At 69.6% G+C, this 21,483-nt stretch carries 19 protein-coding genes; 8 read left to right on the forward strand and 11 right to left on the reverse strand.

All coding sequences use genetic code 11. The features are described 5' to 3' along the window. Window positions 1–381 precede the first annotated feature (381 nt). Entirely contained in the window at window positions 382–2,919 is a 2,538-nt protein-coding gene (locus ACFV8T_RS15050) for an ATP-dependent Clp protease ATP-binding subunit (protein WP_385327615.1), read from the reverse strand. Window positions 2,920–3,230: 311 nt separating this feature from the next. Here ACFV8T_RS15050 and ACFV8T_RS15055 point away from each other — a divergent pair, with 311 nt between their 5' ends. From ACFV8T_RS15055 to ACFV8T_RS15065, 3 genes are read left to right on the forward strand one after another with little or no spacing between them, the layout of a single operon-like run. Continuing rightward, complete coding sequence (locus ACFV8T_RS15055) at window positions 3,231–3,359, forward strand: hypothetical protein (RefSeq protein ID WP_385327617.1); 129 nt, start codon at window positions 3,231–3,233, stop codon at window positions 3,357–3,359. 13 nt (window positions 3,360–3,372) lie between these two features. Next, window positions 3,373–3,645: a hypothetical protein gene (locus ACFV8T_RS15060; RefSeq protein ID WP_385327619.1), complete on the forward strand. Its 273-nt coding sequence runs from the start codon at window positions 3,373–3,375 to the stop codon at window positions 3,643–3,645. Next, window positions 3,609–3,995, forward strand: a complete 387-nt coding sequence (locus ACFV8T_RS15065; RefSeq protein WP_385327621.1) for a hypothetical protein — start codon at window positions 3,609–3,611, stop codon at window positions 3,993–3,995. Before ACFV8T_RS15060 ends, ACFV8T_RS15065 begins: the two co-directional genes overlap by 37 nt. Before the next feature lie 257 nt (window positions 3,996–4,252). Here the strand turns inward: ACFV8T_RS15065 and ACFV8T_RS15070 are convergent, their stop codons facing one another. Next, window positions 4,253–4,912, reverse strand: coding sequence for an HAD family hydrolase (locus ACFV8T_RS15070; RefSeq protein ID WP_385327622.1), 660 nt, complete (start codon window positions 4,910–4,912; stop codon window positions 4,253–4,255). A 70-nt stretch (window positions 4,913–4,982) separates the two neighbouring features. Further along, complete coding sequence (locus ACFV8T_RS15075; protein ID WP_385327624.1) at window positions 4,983–5,333, reverse strand: DUF4190 domain-containing protein; 351 nt, start codon at window positions 5,331–5,333, stop codon at window positions 4,983–4,985. A gap of 329 nt (window positions 5,334–5,662) precedes the next feature. Between ACFV8T_RS15075 and ACFV8T_RS15080 the strand changes: the two genes are divergently transcribed. Further along, complete coding sequence (locus tag ACFV8T_RS15080; protein WP_385327626.1) at window positions 5,663–6,382, forward strand: hypothetical protein; 720 nt, start codon at window positions 5,663–5,665, stop codon at window positions 6,380–6,382. A gap of 100 nt (window positions 6,383–6,482) precedes the next feature. Here ACFV8T_RS15080 and ACFV8T_RS15085 read toward each other — a convergent pair whose 3' ends face one another. Both ACFV8T_RS15085 and ACFV8T_RS15090 read right to left on the reverse strand, forming a co-directional pair. Further along, complete coding sequence (locus ACFV8T_RS15085; RefSeq protein ID WP_385327627.1) at window positions 6,483–7,487, reverse strand: alpha-L-fucosidase; 1,005 nt, start codon at window positions 7,485–7,487, stop codon at window positions 6,483–6,485. 818 nt (window positions 7,488–8,305) lie between these two features. Beyond that, window positions 8,306–8,821, reverse strand: a complete 516-nt coding sequence (locus tag ACFV8T_RS15090; protein WP_385327628.1) for a lytic polysaccharide monooxygenase auxiliary activity family 9 protein — start codon at window positions 8,819–8,821, stop codon at window positions 8,306–8,308. Between the two features lie 443 nt (window positions 8,822–9,264). Between ACFV8T_RS15090 and ACFV8T_RS15095 the strand changes: the two genes are divergently transcribed. Beyond that, complete coding sequence (locus ACFV8T_RS15095) at window positions 9,265–9,819, forward strand: cupin domain-containing protein (RefSeq protein ID WP_385327629.1); 555 nt, start codon at window positions 9,265–9,267, stop codon at window positions 9,817–9,819. Between the two features lie 76 nt (window positions 9,820–9,895). On the opposite strand, the gene ACFV8T_RS15100 is transcribed toward ACFV8T_RS15095, so the two are convergent. The 3 genes from ACFV8T_RS15100 to ACFV8T_RS15110 all read right to left on the reverse strand — a co-directional run bounded on the left by ACFV8T_RS15100 (window position 9,896) and on the right by ACFV8T_RS15110 (window position 12,102). Beyond that, a complete protein-coding gene (locus ACFV8T_RS15100; RefSeq protein WP_385327630.1) occupies window positions 9,896–10,411 on the reverse strand; it encodes a DinB family protein in 516 nt (171 codons plus the stop codon). 43 nt (window positions 10,412–10,454) lie between these two features. Continuing rightward, the gene (locus ACFV8T_RS15105; protein ID WP_385327632.1) at window positions 10,455–11,231 is read right to left on the reverse strand and encodes a DUF4389 domain-containing protein; all 777 of its coding nucleotides are present in this window, start codon (window positions 11,229–11,231) and stop codon (window positions 10,455–10,457) included. 133 nt (window positions 11,232–11,364) lie between these two features. After that, window positions 11,365–12,102 carry a tyrosine-protein phosphatase gene (locus ACFV8T_RS15110; protein ID WP_385327633.1) on the reverse strand — a complete coding sequence of 246 codons (738 nt, stop codon included), beginning with the start codon at window positions 12,100–12,102 and terminating at the stop codon, window positions 11,365–11,367. A gap of 127 nt (window positions 12,103–12,229) precedes the next feature. Between ACFV8T_RS15110 and ACFV8T_RS15115 the strand changes: the two genes are divergently transcribed. Next, window positions 12,230–12,904, forward strand: a complete 675-nt coding sequence (locus ACFV8T_RS15115; protein WP_385327634.1) for a YoaK family protein — start codon at window positions 12,230–12,232, stop codon at window positions 12,902–12,904. A 192-nt stretch (window positions 12,905–13,096) separates the two neighbouring features. On the opposite strand, the gene rpmG is transcribed toward ACFV8T_RS15115, so the two are convergent. Then, complete coding sequence (rpmG, locus tag ACFV8T_RS15120) at window positions 13,097–13,261, reverse strand: 50S ribosomal protein L33 (protein ID WP_266424178.1); 165 nt, start codon at window positions 13,259–13,261, stop codon at window positions 13,097–13,099. Window positions 13,262–13,650: 389 nt separating this feature from the next. Here rpmG and ACFV8T_RS15125 point away from each other — a divergent pair, with 389 nt between their 5' ends. Beyond that, window positions 13,651–15,120 (forward strand): PP2C family protein-serine/threonine phosphatase, encoded by a 1,470-nt coding sequence (locus ACFV8T_RS15125; protein ID WP_385327636.1) that lies wholly within the window; start codon window positions 13,651–13,653, stop codon window positions 15,118–15,120. A 141-nt stretch (window positions 15,121–15,261) separates the two neighbouring features. On the opposite strand, the gene ACFV8T_RS15130 is transcribed toward ACFV8T_RS15125, so the two are convergent. Beyond that, window positions 15,262–16,761: a hypothetical protein gene (locus tag ACFV8T_RS15130; protein WP_385327637.1), complete on the reverse strand. Its 1,500-nt coding sequence runs from the start codon at window positions 16,759–16,761 to the stop codon at window positions 15,262–15,264. A 231-nt stretch (window positions 16,762–16,992) separates the two neighbouring features. Between ACFV8T_RS15130 and ACFV8T_RS15135 the strand changes: the two genes are divergently transcribed. Beyond that, window positions 16,993–18,129, forward strand: coding sequence for an aminoglycoside phosphotransferase family protein (locus ACFV8T_RS15135; protein WP_385327639.1), 1,137 nt, complete (start codon window positions 16,993–16,995; stop codon window positions 18,127–18,129). A 73-nt stretch (window positions 18,130–18,202) separates the two neighbouring features. Here the strand turns inward: ACFV8T_RS15135 and ACFV8T_RS15140 are convergent, their stop codons facing one another. Beyond that, entirely contained in the window at window positions 18,203–21,298 is a 3,096-nt protein-coding gene (locus ACFV8T_RS15140) for a ThuA domain-containing protein (RefSeq protein ID WP_385327640.1), read from the reverse strand. Between the last annotated feature and the right edge of the window lie 185 nt (window positions 21,299–21,483).

The raw sequence follows: 21,483 nt of genomic DNA on the forward strand, positions 1-21,483 counted from the left end.
TGGTTGACCACCCCGGAAACGCTTTCCTCCTCCTCCTTTGTTCCTCGGGAGTGTATCTTTTGTTTTTCTTTTTTTCTGACACACCCCCCTTTTCCCCCCCCCCCGAAGCCGCCTTCACGTGTCCTACCGGGGGTACGTGCGCTGCCACTGCGCGAGGGACATGGTCTGTGCAGCCTCGGCGAGTGCGGGAGCGGAGGGCTTCTTGAGTTCGGCCCTGGTGGAGTCCACCCATTCCTGCACAGCGGGGTATCCCTGCTGAAGGTATTCCAGCCACCCGGTCGGACATGTCACGGGTCCAGTCGCGGGGCCCGCCCGACGCGCAGGGCTGCCGCGCAGTTGCGTGAACTGCGCGGCAGCCCTGTGGTCCGGGGCGGCGGGGGCCTATTCGGCTGCGGCCGTCGTGGTCCCGGCCTCGGCCGCTGCCTCGGCGGAGGTCTCCGGGCGGCCGGTCGAGCAGACCAGAGCGTTGTCCTTGACGTCGGCGACAATGGTGTCGCCCGGTTCCGCTTCGCCGCTCAGCAGCAGCGAGGCGATGCGGTTGTCGAGTTCGGTCTGGATCGTGCGGCGCAGCGGACGGGCCCCGAACTCCGGCTGGTGGCCGTGCGCGACAAGGAGCTTCTTCGCCGCCTCGGTGACTTCCAGCTCCATGCCCTGGGCCCGTACACGGCGTTTGCTGCCGTCCAGCATGAGGTCGACGATGCGGCCGAGGTCGTCCTTGTCGAGGCCGTGGAAGATGATCGTCTCGTCGACGCGGTTGAGGAACTCGGGCGGGAAGTGGCGCCGCAGGTCGCCCATGAGGTCGTCGCGGATCTCGGAGACATCGCCCTTGTGGGCGAGGATGCGCTGGGCACCGATGTTGGACGTCATGATGACGACGGTGTGGCGGAAGTCCACCGTTCGCCCCTGCGCGTCGGTCAGACGTCCGTCGTCGAGGACCTGCAGCAGCGTGTTGAAGACGTCGGGGTGGGCCTTTTCCACCTCGTCGAACAGGAGCACGCTGTACGGCTGGCGGCGTACCTTCTCCGTCAGCTGGCCGGCCTCCTCGTGACCGACGTATCCGGGCGGTGCGCCGACGAGCCGCGAGACGGTGTGCTTCTCCTGGAACTCGCTCATGTCGAAGCGGGCCATGCGTTTCTCGTCGCCGAACAGCAACTCGGCCAGGGCCTTGGCGAGTTCGGTCTTCCCGACACCGGTTGGTCCGAGGAAGAGGAAGGAGCCGACGGGGCGGTCGGGGTCGCCCATTCCGGCCCGGTTGCGGCGCACCGCCTGCGCGATCGCGGTGACCGCCTCGTCCTGGCCGACCACGCGGGAGTGCAGCGCGTCCTCCAGCTTGAGGAGCTTCTCCTTCTCGCTGGCGGTGAGCTGCGTGACCGGGATGCCGGTGCGGCGGGAGACGACATCGGCGATGTCGGCGGTGGTGACGTCCATGACGCCCTCACGGCGTTCCTCGATGCCTGCGAGTTCGGACTCGGTCTCCGCGATCTGCCCTTTCAGCCCGGAGGCCTTCTCGAAGTCCTCGGACGCGACGGCTTCGTCCTTCTCCCGCTTCAGCTTGGCGAGCCTGTCCTCGCGGGAGACGACTTCGGTGGACCTGCCGAGCGAACGCAGCCGTACCCTGGCGCCTGCCTGGTCCATGAGGTCGATGGCCTTGTCCGGCAGAAAGCGGTCGCTGATGTAGCGGTCGGACAGCTCGGCGGCCGCCACCAGGGCGTCGTCGGCGAAGCGGACCTGGTGGTGGGCCTCGTAGGAGTCGCGCAGGCCCTCCAGGATCTGGATGGTCTCCTCGACCGTCGGTTCCGGCACCAGGACGGGCTGGAAGCGGCGTTCCAGGGCGGCGTCCTTCTCGATGTGCTTGCGGTACTCGTCGATGGTCGTCGCTCCGACGACATGCAGCTCACCACGCGCCAGTGCGGGTTTGAGCATATTGCCCGCGTCCATCGCGCCCTCGCCCGATGCCCCGGCGCCGACCACGGTGTGCAGCTCGTCGATGAACAGGATCGTCGAGTCCGCGGCGGCGCTGACCTCGTCGATGACGTTCTTGAGCCGTTCCTCGAACTGGCCGCGGTACTGGGAACCCGCCACCAGACCGGAGAGGTCCAGCGCGATCACCCGTTTGTCCTTGAGAGTACGGGGGACGTCTCCGGCCACGACGCGCTGGGCGATTCCCTCCACGATCGCGGTCTTGCCGACACCGGGCTCACCGATCAGTACGGGATTGTTCTTGGAACGCCGTGAGAGGACCTCCACGGTCTGCTCGATCTCCTCGGCCCGGCCGACCACCGGATCGAGTTTCCCGGCCTTCGCCTCCTCGGTCAGATCGCGTCCGTACTGGTCGAGGGTGGGGGTGTCGCTCGTGCCGGCCGCCGCCGGGGTGCCGTCCGCCCGTGCCGCGTTCTCCGCCTCGCGCCGCAGCTTGCCGGTGTCCGTGCCGTATGCGGCGAGCAGTTTGGCCGCACCGGACTCCAGGGTGTCCAGCAGCGCACCGAGGATGTGCTCCGGCCCGATGTAGGAGACTCCGGCCGCCTGGGAACGCTCGTAGGCCTGGAGCAGTACGCGTTTGGCGGCGGGCGTCAGACTCGGCTCCGCGGACGGGGTGGCGCTCTCCCCCGGCAGGATTTCGGCGATCCGTTTGCCCAGCTCGTCGGGGTCCGCCCCGGCCTGTTGGAGCAGGGTGCGGGCCGGGTCCACCTGGGTGGCGGCCCACAACAGGTGCTCGGTGTCCAGGTCCCGGCTGCCGTCGTCGGTCGCGCGCGTGGTCGCCCGGCCTATCAGCTCGCGGGCCGAATCGGTCAGCAGCCGCCCGATGGGGACCCGCTGCACCTGTGGCGGTGAGGACGCCGGGGACATCCCGAAGAACCGGTTGAGCATTTCCGAGAACGGGTCCGGGCCGCCGAGGGAGCCGAAGGAGGACATGGTCATGGTCACCGTCCAGTGAGTGCGGTTGGGGGAGCGCGCGAGGGATGGCCGGCCGGGATCGCCCTGCGCCGGACCCGGACGTGGGGTGCCCGGGGCTCACGGCTCGTCGGGCTCGCCTGGTGGCCCCCATGGGCAGGTGATTTCACTAGACCAACGCATACCCCGTCACGCAACGGCGCGGAAGCCCGCCCATCGCCCGCGGTCAGCGCACACCACGGCGTCACGGACTTCCCGGCCCGGTGACGAACCGGCCGGGAGTACACCGATCGGGTGACCCCCGGACCGACCGCCCGGACCCCGCCAAGACTTGAGCCATGAGCGACAAGGAGAAGTCGGAGGATCTCAAGGGCGGCCCCGGCCGCATCGTGCTGTTGGCGGTCGTCTTCGCCGTGCCCGTCCTCGAGCCGGCCCGGACGCTGGGCGGCCGGAGGCGAGGCGAGTGAGGCGCTCGTCGCCATGGAGCCGTCCAACCGGCCCGACGTCCTGATCGGCATGCTCCTCAAGAACGCGCTGCTCGACTCGGTGCTCGCCGTCGTGGTCACGCGCACCTCGTACGCGTACTTCGCCGCCAGGGGCGGCGCCCGGGTCCACGCGGACACCCCCACCGCTCACATGCTGGTGCAGGCCGCCGTCGCCCGGTCACCTTCGCGCTGGTGGTCGGCGCCTTCCACGGGTTGTGGTGGGGGGGCGCGGTGGCCCTCGTCGCGTACGTGCTGCGTCTCGGCGTGATCGTCGAGTACCGCACCGGGCGCCGCGAGCGCGGTAGCGGCAGGCGCACCTCGCCCTCCGGCCGGCTCGAACGTGCCGCGGACACCGCGAGGGCGGCAGCCCTGCTGTGGGGCGGGGTTGTGCTCCCCGTGATCGCGCTGAGCGGGGCGGTGGACGGCCGCTCCTGGACGTGCGTCGTCGAATGCGATGTCGACACCGGGCAGGGCAACGCACGAGCACGAATTGTGGAGTTGGGGCGCAAGGACAACGGTGTCGTCGGCTGGGACATCAAGGAGGACGAGGTCGTCAACGGTGTCAACTGCGGTGTCTCCGAGGACGATGTGGTGCGCGCGCCGTTGTGGCGCTCCTGAGGACGTACGCCCGCCGGCACATCACCCGGCCCGGGTCCTCGCCACGACGGTCCCACGCCGTGAACGCCCCGTCGGCCGGGTGGAGAAGTCGTCATCCGTCCAGCGGGGCGAACACGGAAGCCATGGGCCCGCGTCTCACCCGGCGGGCGGTGCCGTCGCTGATCAGGCGGCAGACGGTGCAGTCCATGTGCTCCGACTGCTCCAGCGGCTGTTGTGCGGCAGTGGCCTTCGGCCTGCGTGTCGGGTCCGCCCCGGCGTCAGTGGGTCACGGCCGCCAGCAGCTCGGGCAGTTCACGCATGTCGTCGAACACGGTGGTGCCCGGTCCTTCGAGCCGCGAGGCCGGTGTGAGACCGCCGCAGTAGCCGAAGGCCCGCATCCCGGCGGCGCGGGCCGCCTGAACTCCGTACGCACTGTCCTCGATCACCGCGCAGCGCCCGGGGTCCACGCCCATGGAACGGGCAGCATGCAGGAAGAGATCGGGGGCGGGCTTGCCGGTCGAGACGTCGTGGGCGCTGAAGATGTTCCCCGCGAAGTGATCACTCAGGGCGACGATCTCCAGGTTTCGTCTGATCCCGTCGTGGTCGCCGTTCGATGCGACGCAGGCAGGTGTGGTGAGCGAGTTCAGAACCTCTGCGATGCCGTCGACAGCGGTCAGTTCGGCGTCGAAGGCCGTCCGGTACAGATGCTCGTACTTCCGCTGCCAGTCCTTCTCCAGCCGCCGTCCGAGCCGTTCCTCCACGGCTGCCGTGTAGACCTCGTCGGACGAGCCCACGAACCGCTCGATGATCTCGGCCTCGGTGAATGGGCATCCCAGGTCGGCCGTGATTATCGCGTCCACTTTGACGCATATCCGCTCGCTGTCCACGAGGACACCGTCGCAGTCGAAGATCACCAGTTCGACAGGGCTCTGAGTCATGGGCAGCAGCCTAAGGGCTGTACCCGCGATGGTTCGACCCATGGCTCCCGGACGGCCGCGAACACAGCACTCAGCTCGCGGAGTCGGCCAGGAAGGCGAGTCCCGCCAGGACCCCGGCGTAGGCCAGTACCAGCAGCAGGCTGCAGAGGATCAGCAACCACCCGGTGACGATGCCGAGCAGTGCCAGGCCCCGGTCCCGGCCTCCCGGACGCTTGCCGCGCCGGCGTCCGAGGTGACCGGCCGGGATGGCGACGACGGCGGAGACGAACATGAAGAACGTGTAGTAACCGCCGTACATGAGCCAGAACATGGGCGTCGCGAAGACGGCCACGATCAGGCACACGCCCAGAACGGCCGCCCACATGCTGATCCGGGCAGGCGTGTTGCGTATCTCGGCTGCCTGCTGCGTACCGCTGGTCACGATGGATCTCCCCCGTCTGGTTCGGCGACCCACTCTACGAGGGAGGAGAAACGCCCGGTGAGCGGCTTCGGTCGGGTTCAGTTTCGGACATGCGGAGGATGGCTTCGTGCCTTTCCGAGAGCGGCGTGTTCTCGGATCCGCGCCCGTCGATCGCGTCGCATCCGTGGTGTGTACGCCGTCCTGGCGATCCTTCTCGCTGACACACCGTCACGAATGGGCCGGTTGCGGCCTTCAGCTCCGGCGCGTTCTATTTCCGGATTTCTACCTGCTTGTCAGTGTCATACGCCACGCTGGACACATACCGCCCAACACCGGCTTGGAGGCCAGTAGTGGACGCCCAGGACCTCGCGCAGCTCGACGACAAAGAATTCGAGCAGTTGCTCACCTCGAACATTCACCCGCCCACCCGTGACGCCAGAACGTGGGCGGCGATCATCCACCCCGACAATCTGCCGCGAGCCCGGAAGATCCTCACGCATGTCCACGAACGGACCGCGAGCGTCCTGCGCCGCCGTAAGACCGAGCGCGAGGAGTTCCGCATCGAGTGCTTCGCCCGGGGCGAGGCCGGCAAGCGCGAATGGTTCGCCACACGGGCCGATTTCGAGTCCCTGCGCCGCCGCACCGCCAACTTCCACCAGCGTGTCCAGCGGGCCATCACCGAGCTGGGCCAGGAGCAGCGGAACGTGAACCGCGCACAGAGCCACAGCGCCGGACAGCAGAGCCGGGAGACGCTCCGCGAACTCGCTGTTGCCGTCCAACGCCATCAAGCGGTCCATGCCCGCAACGGCGGCGGCGCCGAGCAGGTGGACCACGAGCTGTGGCAGCATCTCGACCGGCTGACCGTGCCCACCGGCCCCGGCCAGCATCCGACGACACTCCGCACGATGCTCAGCATCTACTGGACCGACACTCTGCCGCTCGATGACGATCCTGGGCCACGGATCCGCACCGGGCACGTCACCAGCGGCACTCCCGCGACCCCTTCCGCGCCCCTCTCCGGTGTTCCGCACGCCCGGCGTGTCCATGACCGGGAAGGCCCCACGGCATAGCCGCACCCGGCTGCGTGGCGCCGGGGCGTTCGCAACGGCATGGAACGGGACGGCACCGGGCGGGACGGCAGTCGCCCGCTCCGACCGATGCCGAGGAGGGTCAGGAAGCCTTGTACAGCCCCAGCTTCGCCACGTGCGGGTTGGCGCGGGCGCCGAGGACGCGCAGACGGACCTTGGACGCGGTGGCGGGCGCGCTCAGGTACTCGATGCGCTTGTACCCGATGGTGCCCGCCTGCACGACGGTCCTCCACATGGTGCCGTCCCAGATGTCCACGGCGAAGGACTCGACACGTTGCCCGCGGGTGATGTCCTGCTGGAGCACGACCCGGTCGAACGTGACCGGTTGCGGGGACTCCAGGACCGTCTCCCCCGAGTGCGCGTCGCCGGCCGGGCTCCACGCGGAGGTCAGCTGTTCGTCCGTCAGCGGGGAGCCGCCGGGCGGAACCAGCAGGTTGGCTCCGTAGGTGGCGCGTACGGTCTGCCCGAAGGACGCCAGCGCGGCGGTGTCCGGATCGCTGATCCGGCCGGCCCTGTTGGGCGGCACGTTCAGCAGCAGTACGGAGTTGCGGCCGACCGATGTGCGGTAGAGGTCGAGCAGCTTGGCGGGCGTCTTCACCTGGCTGTCCTGGGAGGCGTGCCAGAACCAGCCGGGCCGGATGGAGACGTCCGACTCCGCCGGGTACCTGGCGAGGTAGTCCGGGTGGTGGGCGGTGAGGACGTCCCGGGAGGCGAGGGTCACGGCGCCGCCGTCCAGCTGTTCGCTGCCGGCCATCCGGCTGAGCGTGCCGTCGACGTTCTCCCCGGTCGAGGGCGTGTATCCGGTGGCGGTGGTGAAGGAGCCGCCGAAGCCGACCTTCACCTTGGACGTGAGCACCGCCTCGGGGCCCGACCCGGTCGGCTCCAGGTCGTCGCAGAACGCCTGGCCGGGCTTCTCCCGGTAGCAGTAGACGGTCGCGGTGGTGCTGTTCGCTCCGGTGGTGAATTGCAGTGCGGTACGGGTCCAGGTGGTGGCCGATACCTGGCTGTCCTCGCTGCCGCCGTATCCCTTGGCGCCGAGGGCCGTGGGGGTGCCGTCGCTGCGGATCCAGCCGCTGAGTTCGTACACGGTGGCGGGTTCGAGTCCGGTCGCTCGGCGGTGGCGAAGTTCCCCGCGGGGGCGTTCAGCCGGAGCGCGCCGGATCCGGTGCGGGCGTCGGTGGACGCCGTCGCGTTGCGGGTGGACCAGTCGGCGAGCCCCTTCTCGAAGCCTCCGTCGACCAGGCCCGCCGGGGCGGCCTCCACCGGATCGGGGGCGGCGCCGGCCACTCCGGGGCCCTGGTACGCGCCGATGTTCGGCGGGTCGGCGACCGGATTGCCGTACAGGTCCTTGTCCACGTCGCCGGCCACGGCCGTGCCGGCGCCGAGTGCCGGTGATCCGGTGTGCAGCCGCAGGCCGTCGGGCAGCGCGCCGGTGCGGTCGGTGAACCGGGGGTCGGCGGTGGATCCGCCCGGGTTGACGGGGGCGCTGCGGACATTGACGAGGGTGTTGTGCGACAGGGTGACGCCGTCGCTCCTCAGGTTGAAGGAGGCCGTTCCCGTGCCCTCCTTGACGACGATGTTGTCGGTCAGGGTCAGGCCGTGCTTCTTGGTCGTGTTCTCGTTGACCACGGTCTGGCTGACTCCGTCGCCCACGTAGACCGTGTTGTTGTGGGCGCGTACGCCGTCGAAGGAACCCGAGCAGGAAGGGTGAGCAGTGGAAGCACCGCAGTTGGCCACGGATCACCAGAGGGCCGACAACAGGGATCGGATGATTCCCCGGAGGGCGCGGACACACCACCCCCTCGTCACGCGCGACAGATCACGGCTGCGCCACGCTGGTGGCGGTGCGCCGAAGCCCGCACGAGCGGGTGAGGGCTCCGACGCACCGCCGGCCGGGCTCGCCGGTCAGCCGACGTTCACATCGATGCAGGCGTAGAAGGCGTTGGCGGTGTCCGCGATGTTCCACACCGCGAGGACCTTCTGTCGGCCCGTCAGACCGCCGAAGTCGACCTGGTGGGTGACTGTGGCGCCGGGCTGCGCGCCGTTGTCGTCGAACTCGGCGATCTTCCGCCCGCCCGCGAAGTACTGCCAGGTGCTCGTGGCGTGCCGGGCGGTCAGCACCCACTGGAAGGACGTGCTGCGGCTGACCGGGGTGACCGTCCATCCCTTGGAGTCGTCGTCGAGTTCGGCGAACCGGCCGTTGCCGCCGCTGCAGCTGGTCAGCCCCTTGGGACCTTCCACGCTCTGCGGCTCGTACTTGATTTCTCCACAGCTCACGGTCCCGGCGGCGCACTGGGCCTGGCGGCTCGGTGGCGACGAGATGTACCCGTGGGCACTGGCGGAACCGACCGGAAGGGTCAGGACCAGTACGGGTGCGAGTAAGGCACCGATGACCGCGGCGGTCTTCCTTTTCGTGTGCATGCTTCTCCTTCACATGAGGCGTCGCCGCACACGAGCGGGCTATGGGGGCCCGGCAGTGGCAGACCGGCCTCTCCAGTGTGGGGGCCAAGAAGTGCGAAGGGCACGGCAGGAGCCACTGCCGCGTACGCCCGGGACGGACGTCCGGCAGGGCACTGCACTTGGACCAGACCATACCCATCGACGCGTCCACGTCAAGATGTCGGCGTCGTGCGGTGCCGCCGCTCACCGGGCGTACCGCGCCTCGGACACGCCCGGGGCCGAAGGCGCGCAGACGTACCAGGCATGCCTGACGTCGCCGCCCTGCTCGCCTCCTCGCCCCCGTGCCGACGCTCGGCATACGCTCTGACCGCGCGGTGCCGGACTCACGGCGCAGGCCGGCACGACCCGGCCGGACTCCGTGGTGCGGCGCCGACCGTGCCCGCCCCCCGACGAGCAGGAATGCCATGGTCTCCCACCCCGCTCCTCCACCCGGCCCGTCCGGCTCCGCCGGCCACGACGCCTTCCACCCCGATCTTCCCGCCCACGACGACGGGGACGGCGACACCGACGGCCGAGGACTCCCGCTGCACGCCCGGCTCCACCACATCCGTGCCGACGCGCTCGACGGCGACACCGCGCAGACGGGCGGAATGCGGCGGTTCGCCGCGATCAGCGGCAGCAGGGTCGGCTCGCGGCGCATCTGGATGGGCCAGACCCATGTGGCGGCACGGACGGCTTCGTCCAACCATCACCACGGCGACTCCGAGACGGCGATCCATGTGATCAAGGGGCACCCGGAGTTCGTGTTCCTCGACGACTCGAGCGGTGCGGCCGAGGAGGTCCGGATCCGCACCTCTCCCGGCGACTACATCTTTGTTCCACCGTTCGTGCCGCATCGCGAGGAGAATCCCAGCGCCGACGAAGAGGCGGTCGTGGTGATCGCCCGCAGCACGCAGGAGGCGATCGTCGTCAATCTGCCCGAGCTGTACGTGCTGGGGGACGGGCTCGACGCCGGATGACGAACCGCCGGGCCCGACTCGGCCGGGTCCGTCCTTCCGGCGCACTCGGCCCCGCCGAGCCCGGCTCAGCGGCGCGTCACCACCCCGTCTCACCGTCGACGCCCTCGCGCACCAGGTCGGCGTGGCCGGTGTGGCGCGCGTACTCCCCGATCATGTGCAAGTGGATCAGCCGCAGCGAGTACTCCTCGCCGCCATGGACGAAGGTGTCGTCCAGCGAGGCCTCGGCGACGATCTCGTCCGCGAGCCGGCATTCCTCGACGAGGCGGGCATAGTCCTCGGCCGCGCGGGCCGGGTCCAGGTCCTCGAAGTCCGCGTCCTTACCCTTCCCCGGGTCGTACATGGGATCGAACACCTGGCCGGCGAACCGCTCCCGGAACCAGACGCGTTCGACCTTCGCCATGTGGCGGATCAGTCCCAGAAGGGTGAGGTTCGACGGCGATACGGTCTGTTCGGCGAGTTGCTCCCCGGTCAGGCCCGCGCACTTGTGCAGCAGGGAGCTGCGGAACCATGCGAGATAGCCCGTGAGCATCTCCCGCTCGCCGGCCACGAGTGAACCGGGTGTGCGCGTCACTTCGGGCGCTGTCCATGTCATGGCATGATCATGCCTCGTCCGCGGTGGAACCGGACAGGGTTTTTCACATGCCGTCGGTGGGCTCGTTCGACCAGGTGGTCGTGGTGGATGTGGTGATGGAGGTGGCCACCCCGAGCACCAGGAACAGGATGAGCAGTCCCTTGCCCGCGCCGCTCATGACGAGGGGCCGCGTGGCGGAGCGTGCCTGCTGCTGCGGTACGGAGAGGTCGTCGTCGCCGAAGAAGCCCTTGGGGTAGGCCGGGGTGAGCATCAGCACGTACGCGCCGAAGCGCATTTCGTAGCGGAGCACGGCGGCCGTGGCCTCGAAGAGCGGGCGGGGCATTCGTCCCAGGATCAGGGTGATCAGCCACCAGACGATCGCCACCGCCCACCAGCCGGACAGGGCGAGACTCTGCACGACGGCCGCCGGAATCATCAGGATCAGGCGGAAGAAGACAGCCAGGCGGTTGAGGCCGGTCGGCCGGACTTCGATCCGGACCGGGTAGTCCGGCGACGGGTCGAGGGCGAACGGCGGATAGCGGTCCACGAGCAGCATGCTGCTCGCGCCGACCCGTACCTGGTAGCCGAGGTATCCGGCGAGGAATCGGAAGACCGGTCCGGGCAGCCGGCCCAGGAACAGCGCGGCGAACCAGCCCACGATGACGGTCACCACGGCCGCGATGTGCAGGAAGAACAGCACGATGAAGTGCGGGATCAGCAGGAGCAGCCGCACCAGCACGGTGAGCCGGCGCTGTCGTGGCGGCTCGACGATGTCCAGCACGGGCAGCCACTCGGCGGCGATCCATGCCCTCGGGCCCGGACTCCACTGGGCGTCAGCCATGTCGCTCCTCGTCGGCGGTGACCCGTACGCCATCGGCACATACGGCGTCACCCCACGCTGGGCCGGAAAGGAACGACCCGCAATCGGCCGCGGGCCGATCGGGTGCCCCGACCCGCGGCCGGGGCACCCGGACTCACCGGGTGGGTTCGAGGAGGTTGCCGCGCAACGCCTCCACCAGTTCCTCCTCGGCACCGAGGAATTCGGTGGCGTAGGCGTGGACGGAGCCGTGTGCCGCGGCGAGGTCGGCCAGGAAGAACCGCATGATGTCGGCGGGCGCCCGGCCGTATCCGGGCCAGACCGGTTCCTGGCCGGGGTGGTCCGCCCGCCAGTCGGCCAGCAGCCGTTCGGTGGCGAGCCCGGTGAGCGCGAAGTCGGCGACGATGTCGTCCTCGGCCACGCCGAGCAGGGACAGGACCAGTGCGGCGAGCAGCCCGGTCCGGTCCTTGCCCGAGGCGCAGTGGAAGACGACCGGTCCGCTGTCCTCGGCGGCGATCACCTCCAGGGCGCGGCGGAGTTCGACGGCTCCGTCGTGGGCGACCTCGGCGTACCGGTCGGCCAGGAAGCGCCCGGTCTCCACCTGTGGTCCCAGTGCGGCCTGGTCGTAGGGCCGGTGCTCGATGCTGAGGTGGTGGTAACGCAGTCCCGGCGCCTCGGGCACTCGCCCCTTGGCGGCGATCTCCCAGTCGTACCGCAGGTCGATGACCGTGCCGATCCCCAGGGCCAGGAACCGGTCCCAGTCCTCGCCGCGCAGTTTGCCCAGCGAATCGGACCGGTAGAGCCGTCCCTGGCGAACCGGTCGGCCGCCCTCCCCCGGATAGCCCCCGACGTCGCGGAAGTTGTGCAGTCGCTCGAACGTCATATGCCTGTTCACGACGGAGGACTCTAGAAGGACGCGGTGGGGTATGTCAGCGCCCCGGCCGTACGGGACCACCCCGGCCCGGCGCGCCGTGCGGGCCGCGAGTCGTGATCCCGGCGGCGCCCGAACCGAGAATGCAGGCGTGTCCACTCCCACGCGCCCCTCCGCTCCCGCCGTCAGCGCCGGGCTCGATCCACGGGGCGAATGGTCCCTGCTGCTCCTGTCGGCCGCTTCCGGGGCGGCCGACGCGTTCGCCTTCATCTGCGTCGGCCAGGTCTTCGCCGGGGTGATGACCGGAAATCTGGTGCTGCTCGGCATCTCCGCCGCCGGTGCCGGAGAACACGGGGTGGCGCTGCGGGTGATCACCGCGCTGGTCGCTTACGGCATCGGTGTCACCTGCGGCGCGTGGATGAACGAGCGATTGCGGTGGCCGCTGCCGGTGATGCTGCTGACCGAGGTGGTCCTGCTGACGGCGGGGGCCGTGCTGTGGGCGCTGGACCCGGTCACCTCCGACGGGGACCGACTGGGGCTGCTGGTCCTCGTCGCAGTGGCCATGGGCATCCAGGGCCGTATCCGCGCGACGCCCACCAACTACTTCACCGGCACGCTCACGGCCCTCGTCGGCCGGGCGGCTCTGCGGTCGTGGGAGCAGCGGGACCGCTGGGTGGCAGGCAGACTGATCGCGGTCGTGGTGGGCGCGGCCGTGACCGCGCTGGCCGTACGCCTGTGGCCGGGCGCGGCAGCAGTGCCGGCCGCGCTGTCGGCGGCGGGCGCGCTGCTCGTCGAGACGTTGCGCCGAAGGCCGTCCGGGGGCTGACCACGACGGAGCTCGGGCACAGAGGAAAGCCCCGGCCGGATCGGGGGAATCCAGCCGGGGCGGTTTGCGAGTGGGCGCGGTGCGCGACATCCACATATAGGTGAACGATAAACCACCGCTCCCCGTTCCCGGAAATGCGCACCCCGCACTGTGATCCACAGCACGGAATGAGGCCTTCCGGCAGCTCCGCGGTCAGCGCTCCTCACGGAAGAGCACATGCTGCCCCACCACGGGATCGAACTTGCGCAGCACCAGACGGTCCGGGTTGTTCCGACGGCTCTTGCGCGTCACATAGCTCTGCCCGGTTCCGGCCGTCGACCGGAGCGTCACGACGGGGCGGGACTCACTGCGGGCCATGGGCGCCTCCAGACTCTTGCACCGACCCCACCCCCTCTGGTGGGAATGGGTTTCGTTTCGTTCTGGTCCTGTAACGCGGCCGACCCGAACCGCATTCCCGCGCGGCACCCGCGACGCCGCGCATATGCCCCCGATCGGGCCAGGCGCGTGACGAGAGAACGACGCGCGCGGGCGCACAACCGTCCGCACACGCCGGATGACTTGCGTCAACGTCCGTCGGCAGCAAGGCTGTTCGACGGATCGGCACCCTGTGCAGCCTGTGGCATATGCCAGAAGCAAGAACGCATCGAGTGTTGCCAAATCCCTTACGGGCCCCCGCAGGCTGTGCCACAGTCGTCTCCGGTCCACCTTTCAGACTTGGTCGTGCCGCGCCAGTATCGGAGTACGAGATGCCGCCCCATCTGTCCGCGGACCGCCCCGCCCCACAGCCACCCGAGCGCGACGCCGTCGATGCGCTGATCAACCGGACCCTTCGGCTCCGTGGTGATGTGGACGCCGTGCGGCGGGACACGGTGCTCATCGACGAGGAAGACCCGCAGCTGCGCTGGCAACGGGCGCTCTGCGATCTCGCGGTCCATCATCTCGATGATCTCGGCACGCACCTGGGACAGCTCCGGGAGGGCCTGTCGTCCCCGGCCTCCGGGCACCTCGCGGAGGCCTCGGCGCAGGAGGCAGCGCAGGACTCGGCGGATAAAGGTGCACCGGCGCGTTACGACGATCCGCAACCGGGATCGCTGATCGGCCGCGTCGGCAGCGCGGAGTGGAATCTGCTCACCGACGAAGTCAGCTGGTCCGAGGAGCTGTTCCAGATCTTCGGCAGGTCCTCCGAAGCCGGGCCGCTTTCACTGGACGAGCTCCCGTCCATGCTCCTTCCCGAGGACCAGCCCCTGCTCACCTCTCTGGTGACGGACTGCCTGGTGGACGGAAAGCCGATAGACGGTGAGTTCCGCATTCTGCGGACCGACGGCCGGATTCGCACACTCCACATGATGGGTGAGCCCGTCCTCGACCCGGACGGGTGCACCGCCTCCATGTGGGCCGTCCTGCGCGACGTCAGTGAGCTGCGGCGCAGCCAGCAGGCGCTACGCCGGACCCATGACTCGCTGCGCCGGCGGGAGCACCGGGCACGGACCGAGCACCGTCTGGCGGTCGAGCTCCAGGAGGCCGTCCTCCCCCCGTGGCGGGGATCGCTGCGACTTCCCTCGCAGGGGCCCGGCGCGCTGGACATCGCCGCCCACTACCTTCCGTCGGAGTCGACTTCACTCATCGGCGGCGACTGGTACGACGCGCTGGAAATGCCGGACGGCAGGACCGTCCTCACGGTCGGTGATCTGACCGGCCACGGCATCCAGGCCACCTCGGCCATGGCGATGCTGCTGGGCGCGCTGCGCGGAATGGCCGTGGCCGGCATCGAGCCGGGTGCTCTGATGGGGCACCTCAATCAGTTACTGGAATCCTCCGTCCAATCCGCTCTCGGCAGCGCGGTGTACTGCCGTGTCGATCCGGCCACCGGCACCCTTGCCTGGGCGCAGGCCGGGCACCCCGCGCCGTTGCTGTTCCGCGACGGAGTGGGGCGGCCGCTGCCCGCGCCGGACGGGGTCCTGCTCGGCGCGGCCTCCGGGGTCGCGTACGAGCAGGACGAGGTGCGCCTGCTGCCCGGCGACGTGCTGGTACTGCACACCGACGGGCTGAACCGTCACAGCGACCGGGGTGCGGGCCCGGACGCGCTGCTTGCTCTGGCACCTCGGTTCGCGCAGGCCCGTTCGGCACAGGAGTGCCTGCGGACCGTCGTCGCGGAGTTCGGCGACACCGAGCGCCTGGACGACGCCTGCGTACTGATCGCCCGCTTCGGGGCGTAGCAGCACGGCAGCACGCGCACAGAACCACTCGGGCACATGGAACACCGGACACGGCGCAATGACGCAGGAGGGCTGACCCGCCTACGGGTGCAGTGTTCGGACGGCCTGTGTTCGGCGCCCCTTCATCGCGACGCCCGCGTCTCAGATCTGCGAGGACCGCCTGGGCTGCTTGATGATGGAGCTCTGCGGCAGGGAGAGCTCGATCTCCTCACGCAGATCCTGGATCTTCGCGTAGCCCGCGAACTGGCCCGTGAGCCGGTACATTTCGCGCAGCCGGTCCCAGGTGCGGTGCGAGGAGGTCTCCCCCATCGTCACCAGGGCGAGTCGCGCGTACCGGTCGGCCTGCTCGGGATCGTCGGCGATGAAGCATGCCGAGGCGAGCGAGATGTAGTCGAAGATCTTGGACCGCTGGCGTCCGTTGGCCCGCAGCTCCAGCGCCTGTTTGGCATGGCGCTGAGCCACGATCGCCACCGATGGATCGTGTTCGGCGAGCGTACGGAACGCCAGGGCCTGCATGCCGTGCAGATCCGCCTCGTCGAACATCTGCATCCAACTGGGCGGCGGCACATCGCCCTTGTCCGAGGTGAAGAGTTCCTCGGCCTTGCCGAGCGTGCGCCGCATCGCCTGGCCGCGGCCCATGGACGCCTGCGCCCATGCCTCGATGGTGTGCAGCATCGCCTGGGTGCGCGGCAGCACCATGTCGCCGGAGCCGGACTTGGCGAGCTTCATCAGGTCCAGGGCGTCGTCGGGACGGCCGAGGTGGACCATCTGACGGGCCGCCCTGGAGAGCGCCTCGCCCGCGCGGGGGCGGTCGCCGCCCTCGCGCGCCGCGTGCGCCGCGATGACGAAGTACTTCTGGGCGGTCGGTTCGAGGCCGATGTCGTGGGACATCCATCCCGCGAGTACCGCGAGGTTGGCCGCGACACCCCACAGTCGGCGCTGGAGATGGTCGGGGTGGCGGTAGGCGAGCATGCCGCCCACCTCGTTGAGCTGGCCCACCACGGCCTTGCGCTGGAGTCCGCCGCCCCGCGAGGCGTCCCAGGCGCGGAACACCTCGACGGAGCGTTCGAGCGCCTCGATCTCGTCCGATCCGATGGGCGCGGCCTCGTACCGGTCGAAACCGGCCGGGTCCGCGTACAACGGGTCGTCGATCCGTGGCGCGTCAGCCGCCAGTACGGGGTCGGAGTGCAGCCAGTCGTGCATGGGGCCGGTGATGGTCGATCCTGCGGCGAGCGCGGCGCCCGCGCTCACCAAGCCGCGTCGGTTGAGCATGAGGTCCATTCCCGTGAATTCGGTGAGGACCGCTGCCGTCCGCTCGGGCGCCCACGGCAGTCCGTCGGGATTGTCCTGCGTCCCGGCCTCTCGCCGCTTCCCCACACGCCCGCGTCGGCCGAACCCGAGGTCCTCGATGGTCACGACACGACCGAGTCGCTCGGTGAACAGGGCAGCCAGCACCTTGGGCACGGGATCGCGGGGGGACTCCCCCATGTCGATCCAACGCCTCACCCGCGAGGTGTCGGTGGCCAGTTGCGGGTGGCCCATGGCCGCCGCCTGTCTGTTCACCATTCTCGCGAGTTCGCCCTTGGACCAGCCGGCAAGGCCGAACAGGTCGGACAGGCGGGTGTTGGGTTCTCCGGTCACGTCAAGCCCCCAGGTTCTCGGCTGTGTTGACAGTAACCCCCTGTCAGATGCCTTGCGACTATTCGCCAGGGTTCGCCAGGGTGCGCCACATGGTCTGCCACCCGTCGGCCGGTGTCAGGTAGGAAAGCGCCACCCCGCCCGGCAGCCCTAGGTACTCCCCAGGGTGCCGAACGGCCGCCGGCCGGGGCGGTGCACGCAACTTGTCGGCGCGCGAAGGGATCTGTCTCGCCCATGTACACAGCATCGTCCTCCGTGACCGCCCCGTCCCGGCCGCTCCGTCCCCTGGGGGCCGGCGGCGGACCGTACCTCGCTCCGCATGCCGCTCCATCGGCGCCCGGCGCGGTCCGGCCGCGGCGGCCGGCGGGTCTGGTGGGCCCCCCGCTCAGCGGCCGGCTGGACCTGTCCGGCGCGCAGGGCGCGCAGCTGAGAATGGCGATCACCTCGGTGCACCGGATCTGCCCCGAGTTCAACCCGGTCCAGGTGCTGCGCCGCAGTGGCCGTTCGGTGCTGCTCGTCGGCTCCACCGGCCGTGCGACCGCGGTCGCCAAGTGTTTACTGGACCACTCCCCCGCGTGGTCGGAACGGTTCCGCCACGAAATAGCTGCATATCGTGCGTTCGTCCGGCACCGTCCGCCGGTGCGCGTGCCGCGGCTCATCGCGGCCGATCCGGAGAACTGCACTCTGGTGATCGAACGGATGCCCGGCCGGGTGGCCGCGTTGACCAGACATCCGTCGGAGGCTCCGCCCCGGGCCGATATTCGGGCGGCGCTGGGCGCGATCAGCCGGGTCAACGCCTGGCGGCCGGCGCCGGGGCTCTTCGACGCCCCGCTCGACTATGCCTCGCGGATCGCCCGCTATCACGAGCTGGGGCTGTTCACCGACCGGGATCTGGGCGATCTCCAGAAGCTGCTGCACGGTCTGGCGCACGCAGGCGGCCGTCAGGGCATGGGCCAGTTCTGCCACGGTGACGCGCTGCTCTCCAACATCCTGCTGTCGCCCACGGGCCCGGTGCTGGTGGACTGGGAGCACGCGGGCTGGTATCTGCCCGGCTATGACCTGGCGACGCTCTGGACAGTGCTCGGTGACGCACCGGCGGCGCGGCGTCAGATCAGCCAGCTGGCGCAGGCCACCGGGCCCGCGGCAAGGGATGCGTTCCTGGTGAACCTGATGCTGGTGCTGACCCGCGAGATCCGTACGTACGAGACGGCCGTGCAGCGGGCCATGCGCGACTCGGCGGCCTCGGGCGCCGGGCAGGACCGCCCGGGTGCGCTGTCGTCGAGCGAGGAGCAGCGGCTGTTGCTGCGCCGGCTGCACGACGACTGCGCGATGGCCCGCAGGGCCGTGCGTGCCGCGGTCGGCACTCGCTGACCCTGCCCAGGGGGGGGACGCGCGCTGCGGGACCGGTGCCGACACACCGGGCCCGCAGCGCTCCGATGTGCTGTCAGGGACTCCTGAAGTCGACCGCGTCCACGTCGAAGGAATTGTCCTGCGGGGACGTGAAGACGAGGTACAGCTTGTGGGTGCCCTTCAGTTCCTGGACGGGCACGGGCGAAGTCGCCCGGTAGTTGTCCCAGCCGCCTGTATTGGGCACCGGGGTGGTGGCGAGCAGCGGGCCGTCGGTGGCGTCCGCGCGCAGTTCGATCGCGCCGACCCCGTTGGGTGAGGACAGCCGGTAGCTGACCGTGCCGATGCCTTCGACGCTCATCGGGTCGAAGGCGACCCAGTCGCCGTCGGAGACGTCTCCGATCCGCTTGCCGTTCTCGGCTCCTTCCTGGGCGACGATCCGGGTGCCGGACTGCGCGTCGTAGTACTCCGCCTGCTTGTGCTTCGGCTGGAGCACGGCGCGGCCGTAGCCGGTCAGGGCGGAGACGCCGTCGCCGCCCTTGTCGGTGTACTTGGCGTTGAGTACGTAGGTGAGGTCCGCGCCTTCGGGGTGCCCACCCAGGTCACCGGTGTCCACGGTCCCTTCGCAGCCGGGGATGTCGGTGGTGGGGTGCTCGTGGTCGTCGTGGCCCAGGGCCGGATTGACGGTGACCTTGGAGCAGTCGACCGGGCCGTCCTCGGGATCGGTGACCGTGACCTTGTACGGGATCTTGTCGCCGAACTCGATGAGTTTGCCGCTGACCGGGAAGTCGATGGTCACCTTCGGGGCCGTGTTGCCCGCCGTGACGGGGATGTTGGCGTAGCCGGACCTACCGGTGGAGTCGGTCACCTTCAGCTGGGCGGCGAAGTCGCCCTTGGCCGTGTAGGTGTGGCTGGGGTCCGCCTCGGTGGAGTCGTAGGTGCCGTCGCCGTCGAAGTCCCAGGCGTAGCTGAGCGTGTCGCCGTCCGGGTCCTCGCTGCCCCGGCTGGAGAAGTCGACCTTCAGCGGGACGGGGCCGTCGGTGGCGGAGGCGGCGGCCTTGGCGACCGGTGCGCGCTGTCCCTGCGCGTAGTCGATCCGGTAGAGCCCGGAGTCGTTGTTGCCGCCGCCGAAGGAGCTGCCCCATTCGAGGACGTAGAGCGACCCGTCGGGTCCGAACGTCATGTCCATGGGCTTGTTGAACTTCTGGGTGGAGAGGAAGTCATTGATCTTCAGGACCTTCTGGTCCTTGTCGAAGCGGACTTCCTTGACGAAGTCGCGCGACCACTCGTAGAAGAAGCTCGCACCCTCGAAGTAGGCGGGGAACTTCGTGGTGGACGGGTTCTTCCGGTCGTAGTGGTAGACGGGGCCGCTCATCGGGGCCGAGCCGCCGCTGCCGACCTCGGGAAACTCCTTCGACTCCCCGTAGCCGTACCAGATCTCCGGCTGCTGGATCGGCGGGAGTTCGGTCAGGCCGGTGTTGTTGGGCGAGGGGTTGACCGGGTTGGCGCAGTCGAACTTCGGGCCGATTTCCTTGGTGTCCGGGTTGTAGGGGGCGTATGCCTGGTTGTTGCCGTGGCAGAACGGCCAGCCGAAGTTGCCGGCCTTCTTGATGACGTTGTACTCGACGAGGCCCTCGGGTCCCCGGTCGGTGGTGGGCAGTCCGCGGTCGGGACCGTAGTCGGAGGCGTGGACGTAGCCGGTCTTCGGGTCGACGGTGAAGCGGAAGGGGTTGCGGAAGCCCATGGCGTAGATCTCGGGGCGGGTCTTCGCCGTGCCGGGGGCGAAGAGGTTGCCCTTGGGGATGGTGTAGCCGCCGGAGTTCTTGGGCTTGATGCGAAGGATCTTGCCGCGCAGGTCGTCGGTGTTGCCCGCGGTGCGGGCGGCGTCCAGCATCTGCTTGCCCTCGCGCCAGTCGAGCGGGGCGTACCCCTGCCAGTTCGGGTCGAGGTTGGGCGGGGTGTCGTCGCCGACACCGAGGTAGAGCGTGCGGTCGGGGCCGAACTCGACGGCCCCTCCGGTGTGTCCGGGCTCGGGGAAGGTGCGGTCGCGGTAGGCGGGGACGTCGAGGAGCTTCTTCTCGCTCGCGCGGTCGAGGGTGTTGCCCTCGACCGTGAAGCGGGAGAGCCGGTTGACGTCCTCGGGGGCGCCCGCGGGGGCGTAGTAGAGGTAGATCCAGTGGTTCTTCATGAAGTCCGGGTCGAGTTCCATGCCGACCAGGCCGTCCTCGCCTCCGGTGTAGACGTCGAGCTTCCCGGCGGTGGTGGTGGCGTGGGTCGCCGGGTCGTAGATGTTGACCTCGCCGCTGCGCTGGACGTAGAAGACCCGTCCGTCCTTGGCCACGTCGAGTTCCATCGGGTCGGCGGTGTTGTCGTCGAGTGCGACCTTCTCGTAGCCGCTCCAGACGGTGCCGCCGCAGTCGCCGGGCTTGTTGCCCGCGGCCCACCTGACGCCGCCCATGACATGGGTACGGAAGGCGGCCTCGCTGTACGAGGCAGTGTCGTGTCCCATGGCGGTCGCCCAGACCCTGCCGCCCTCGGTGTTGCGGCACCAGGAGATCGGGTGGTCGGCGCCCATGGCGGAGCCGCCGGGGTTGTACGTGGTTTCGTCGGCGGTGACCAGGACGTGGACGTCACCGCGGGGGTTCTTGTCGAAGTTGTACCACTCCTCGGGGCGCTCCCAGCGTTCGGGGAGTCCCGCGGTGGAGGGGTGGACGCGGTCGGCGACCTTGGCCGTGCCCTGGAGGACGCCGGGTGAGTGGGCGGGCATGTGGACGCCGCCGTTGATGGCCTCGTCCCACCAGGGGAAGGTCTCCTCGATGCCCATGTCGAGGGTGTTGTGGACGGCGACGACGCCGCCACCGCCGCGTACGTAGGCCTGCATCGCTTCGCGCTGGGCGTCGGTGTCCCAGACCATGCCGGAGTTCTGCAGCATGACGACGACGTCGAAGTCCTTGAGCTTCGTGGTGTCGAAGACCGCGGGGTCGGCGGTCTCGACGACCTCGAATCCGCCGGCGGCCGCTTCCTCCTTGAACATCTGGATGCCGGCCGGGATGGAGGCGTGCACGTAGCCGACGGCGCGGGTGAAGAGCAGGGCTCTGAAGGCGGGGGCCTTGCCGGTGGTGGCTGCGGTCGCGGGCAGTGCGGTGAGCGCGAGGAGCAGTGCGCCCACCAGCGCGATGAACGTACGCTGCATGTCACGTACATGACAGCGCAATCGGTGACGGCTCACGAGCGGGTCCTCTCTGCGGGTTGCGGACGAACGGGGTCAGGGGGTTGTGCCGAGGGCCGTCCCGTAATCCCCGGTGGATCGGCGTGCGGCGTCGGACGCGGCGCATCGCAAGGCGGGGGACGCCCGAATACCGGATGTATTCGGTCGTT

It is taken from the genome of Streptomyces sp. NPDC059832, assembly GCF_042731715.1.
Taxonomy (GTDB): Bacteria; Actinomycetota; Actinomycetes; order Streptomycetales; family Streptomycetaceae; genus Streptomyces.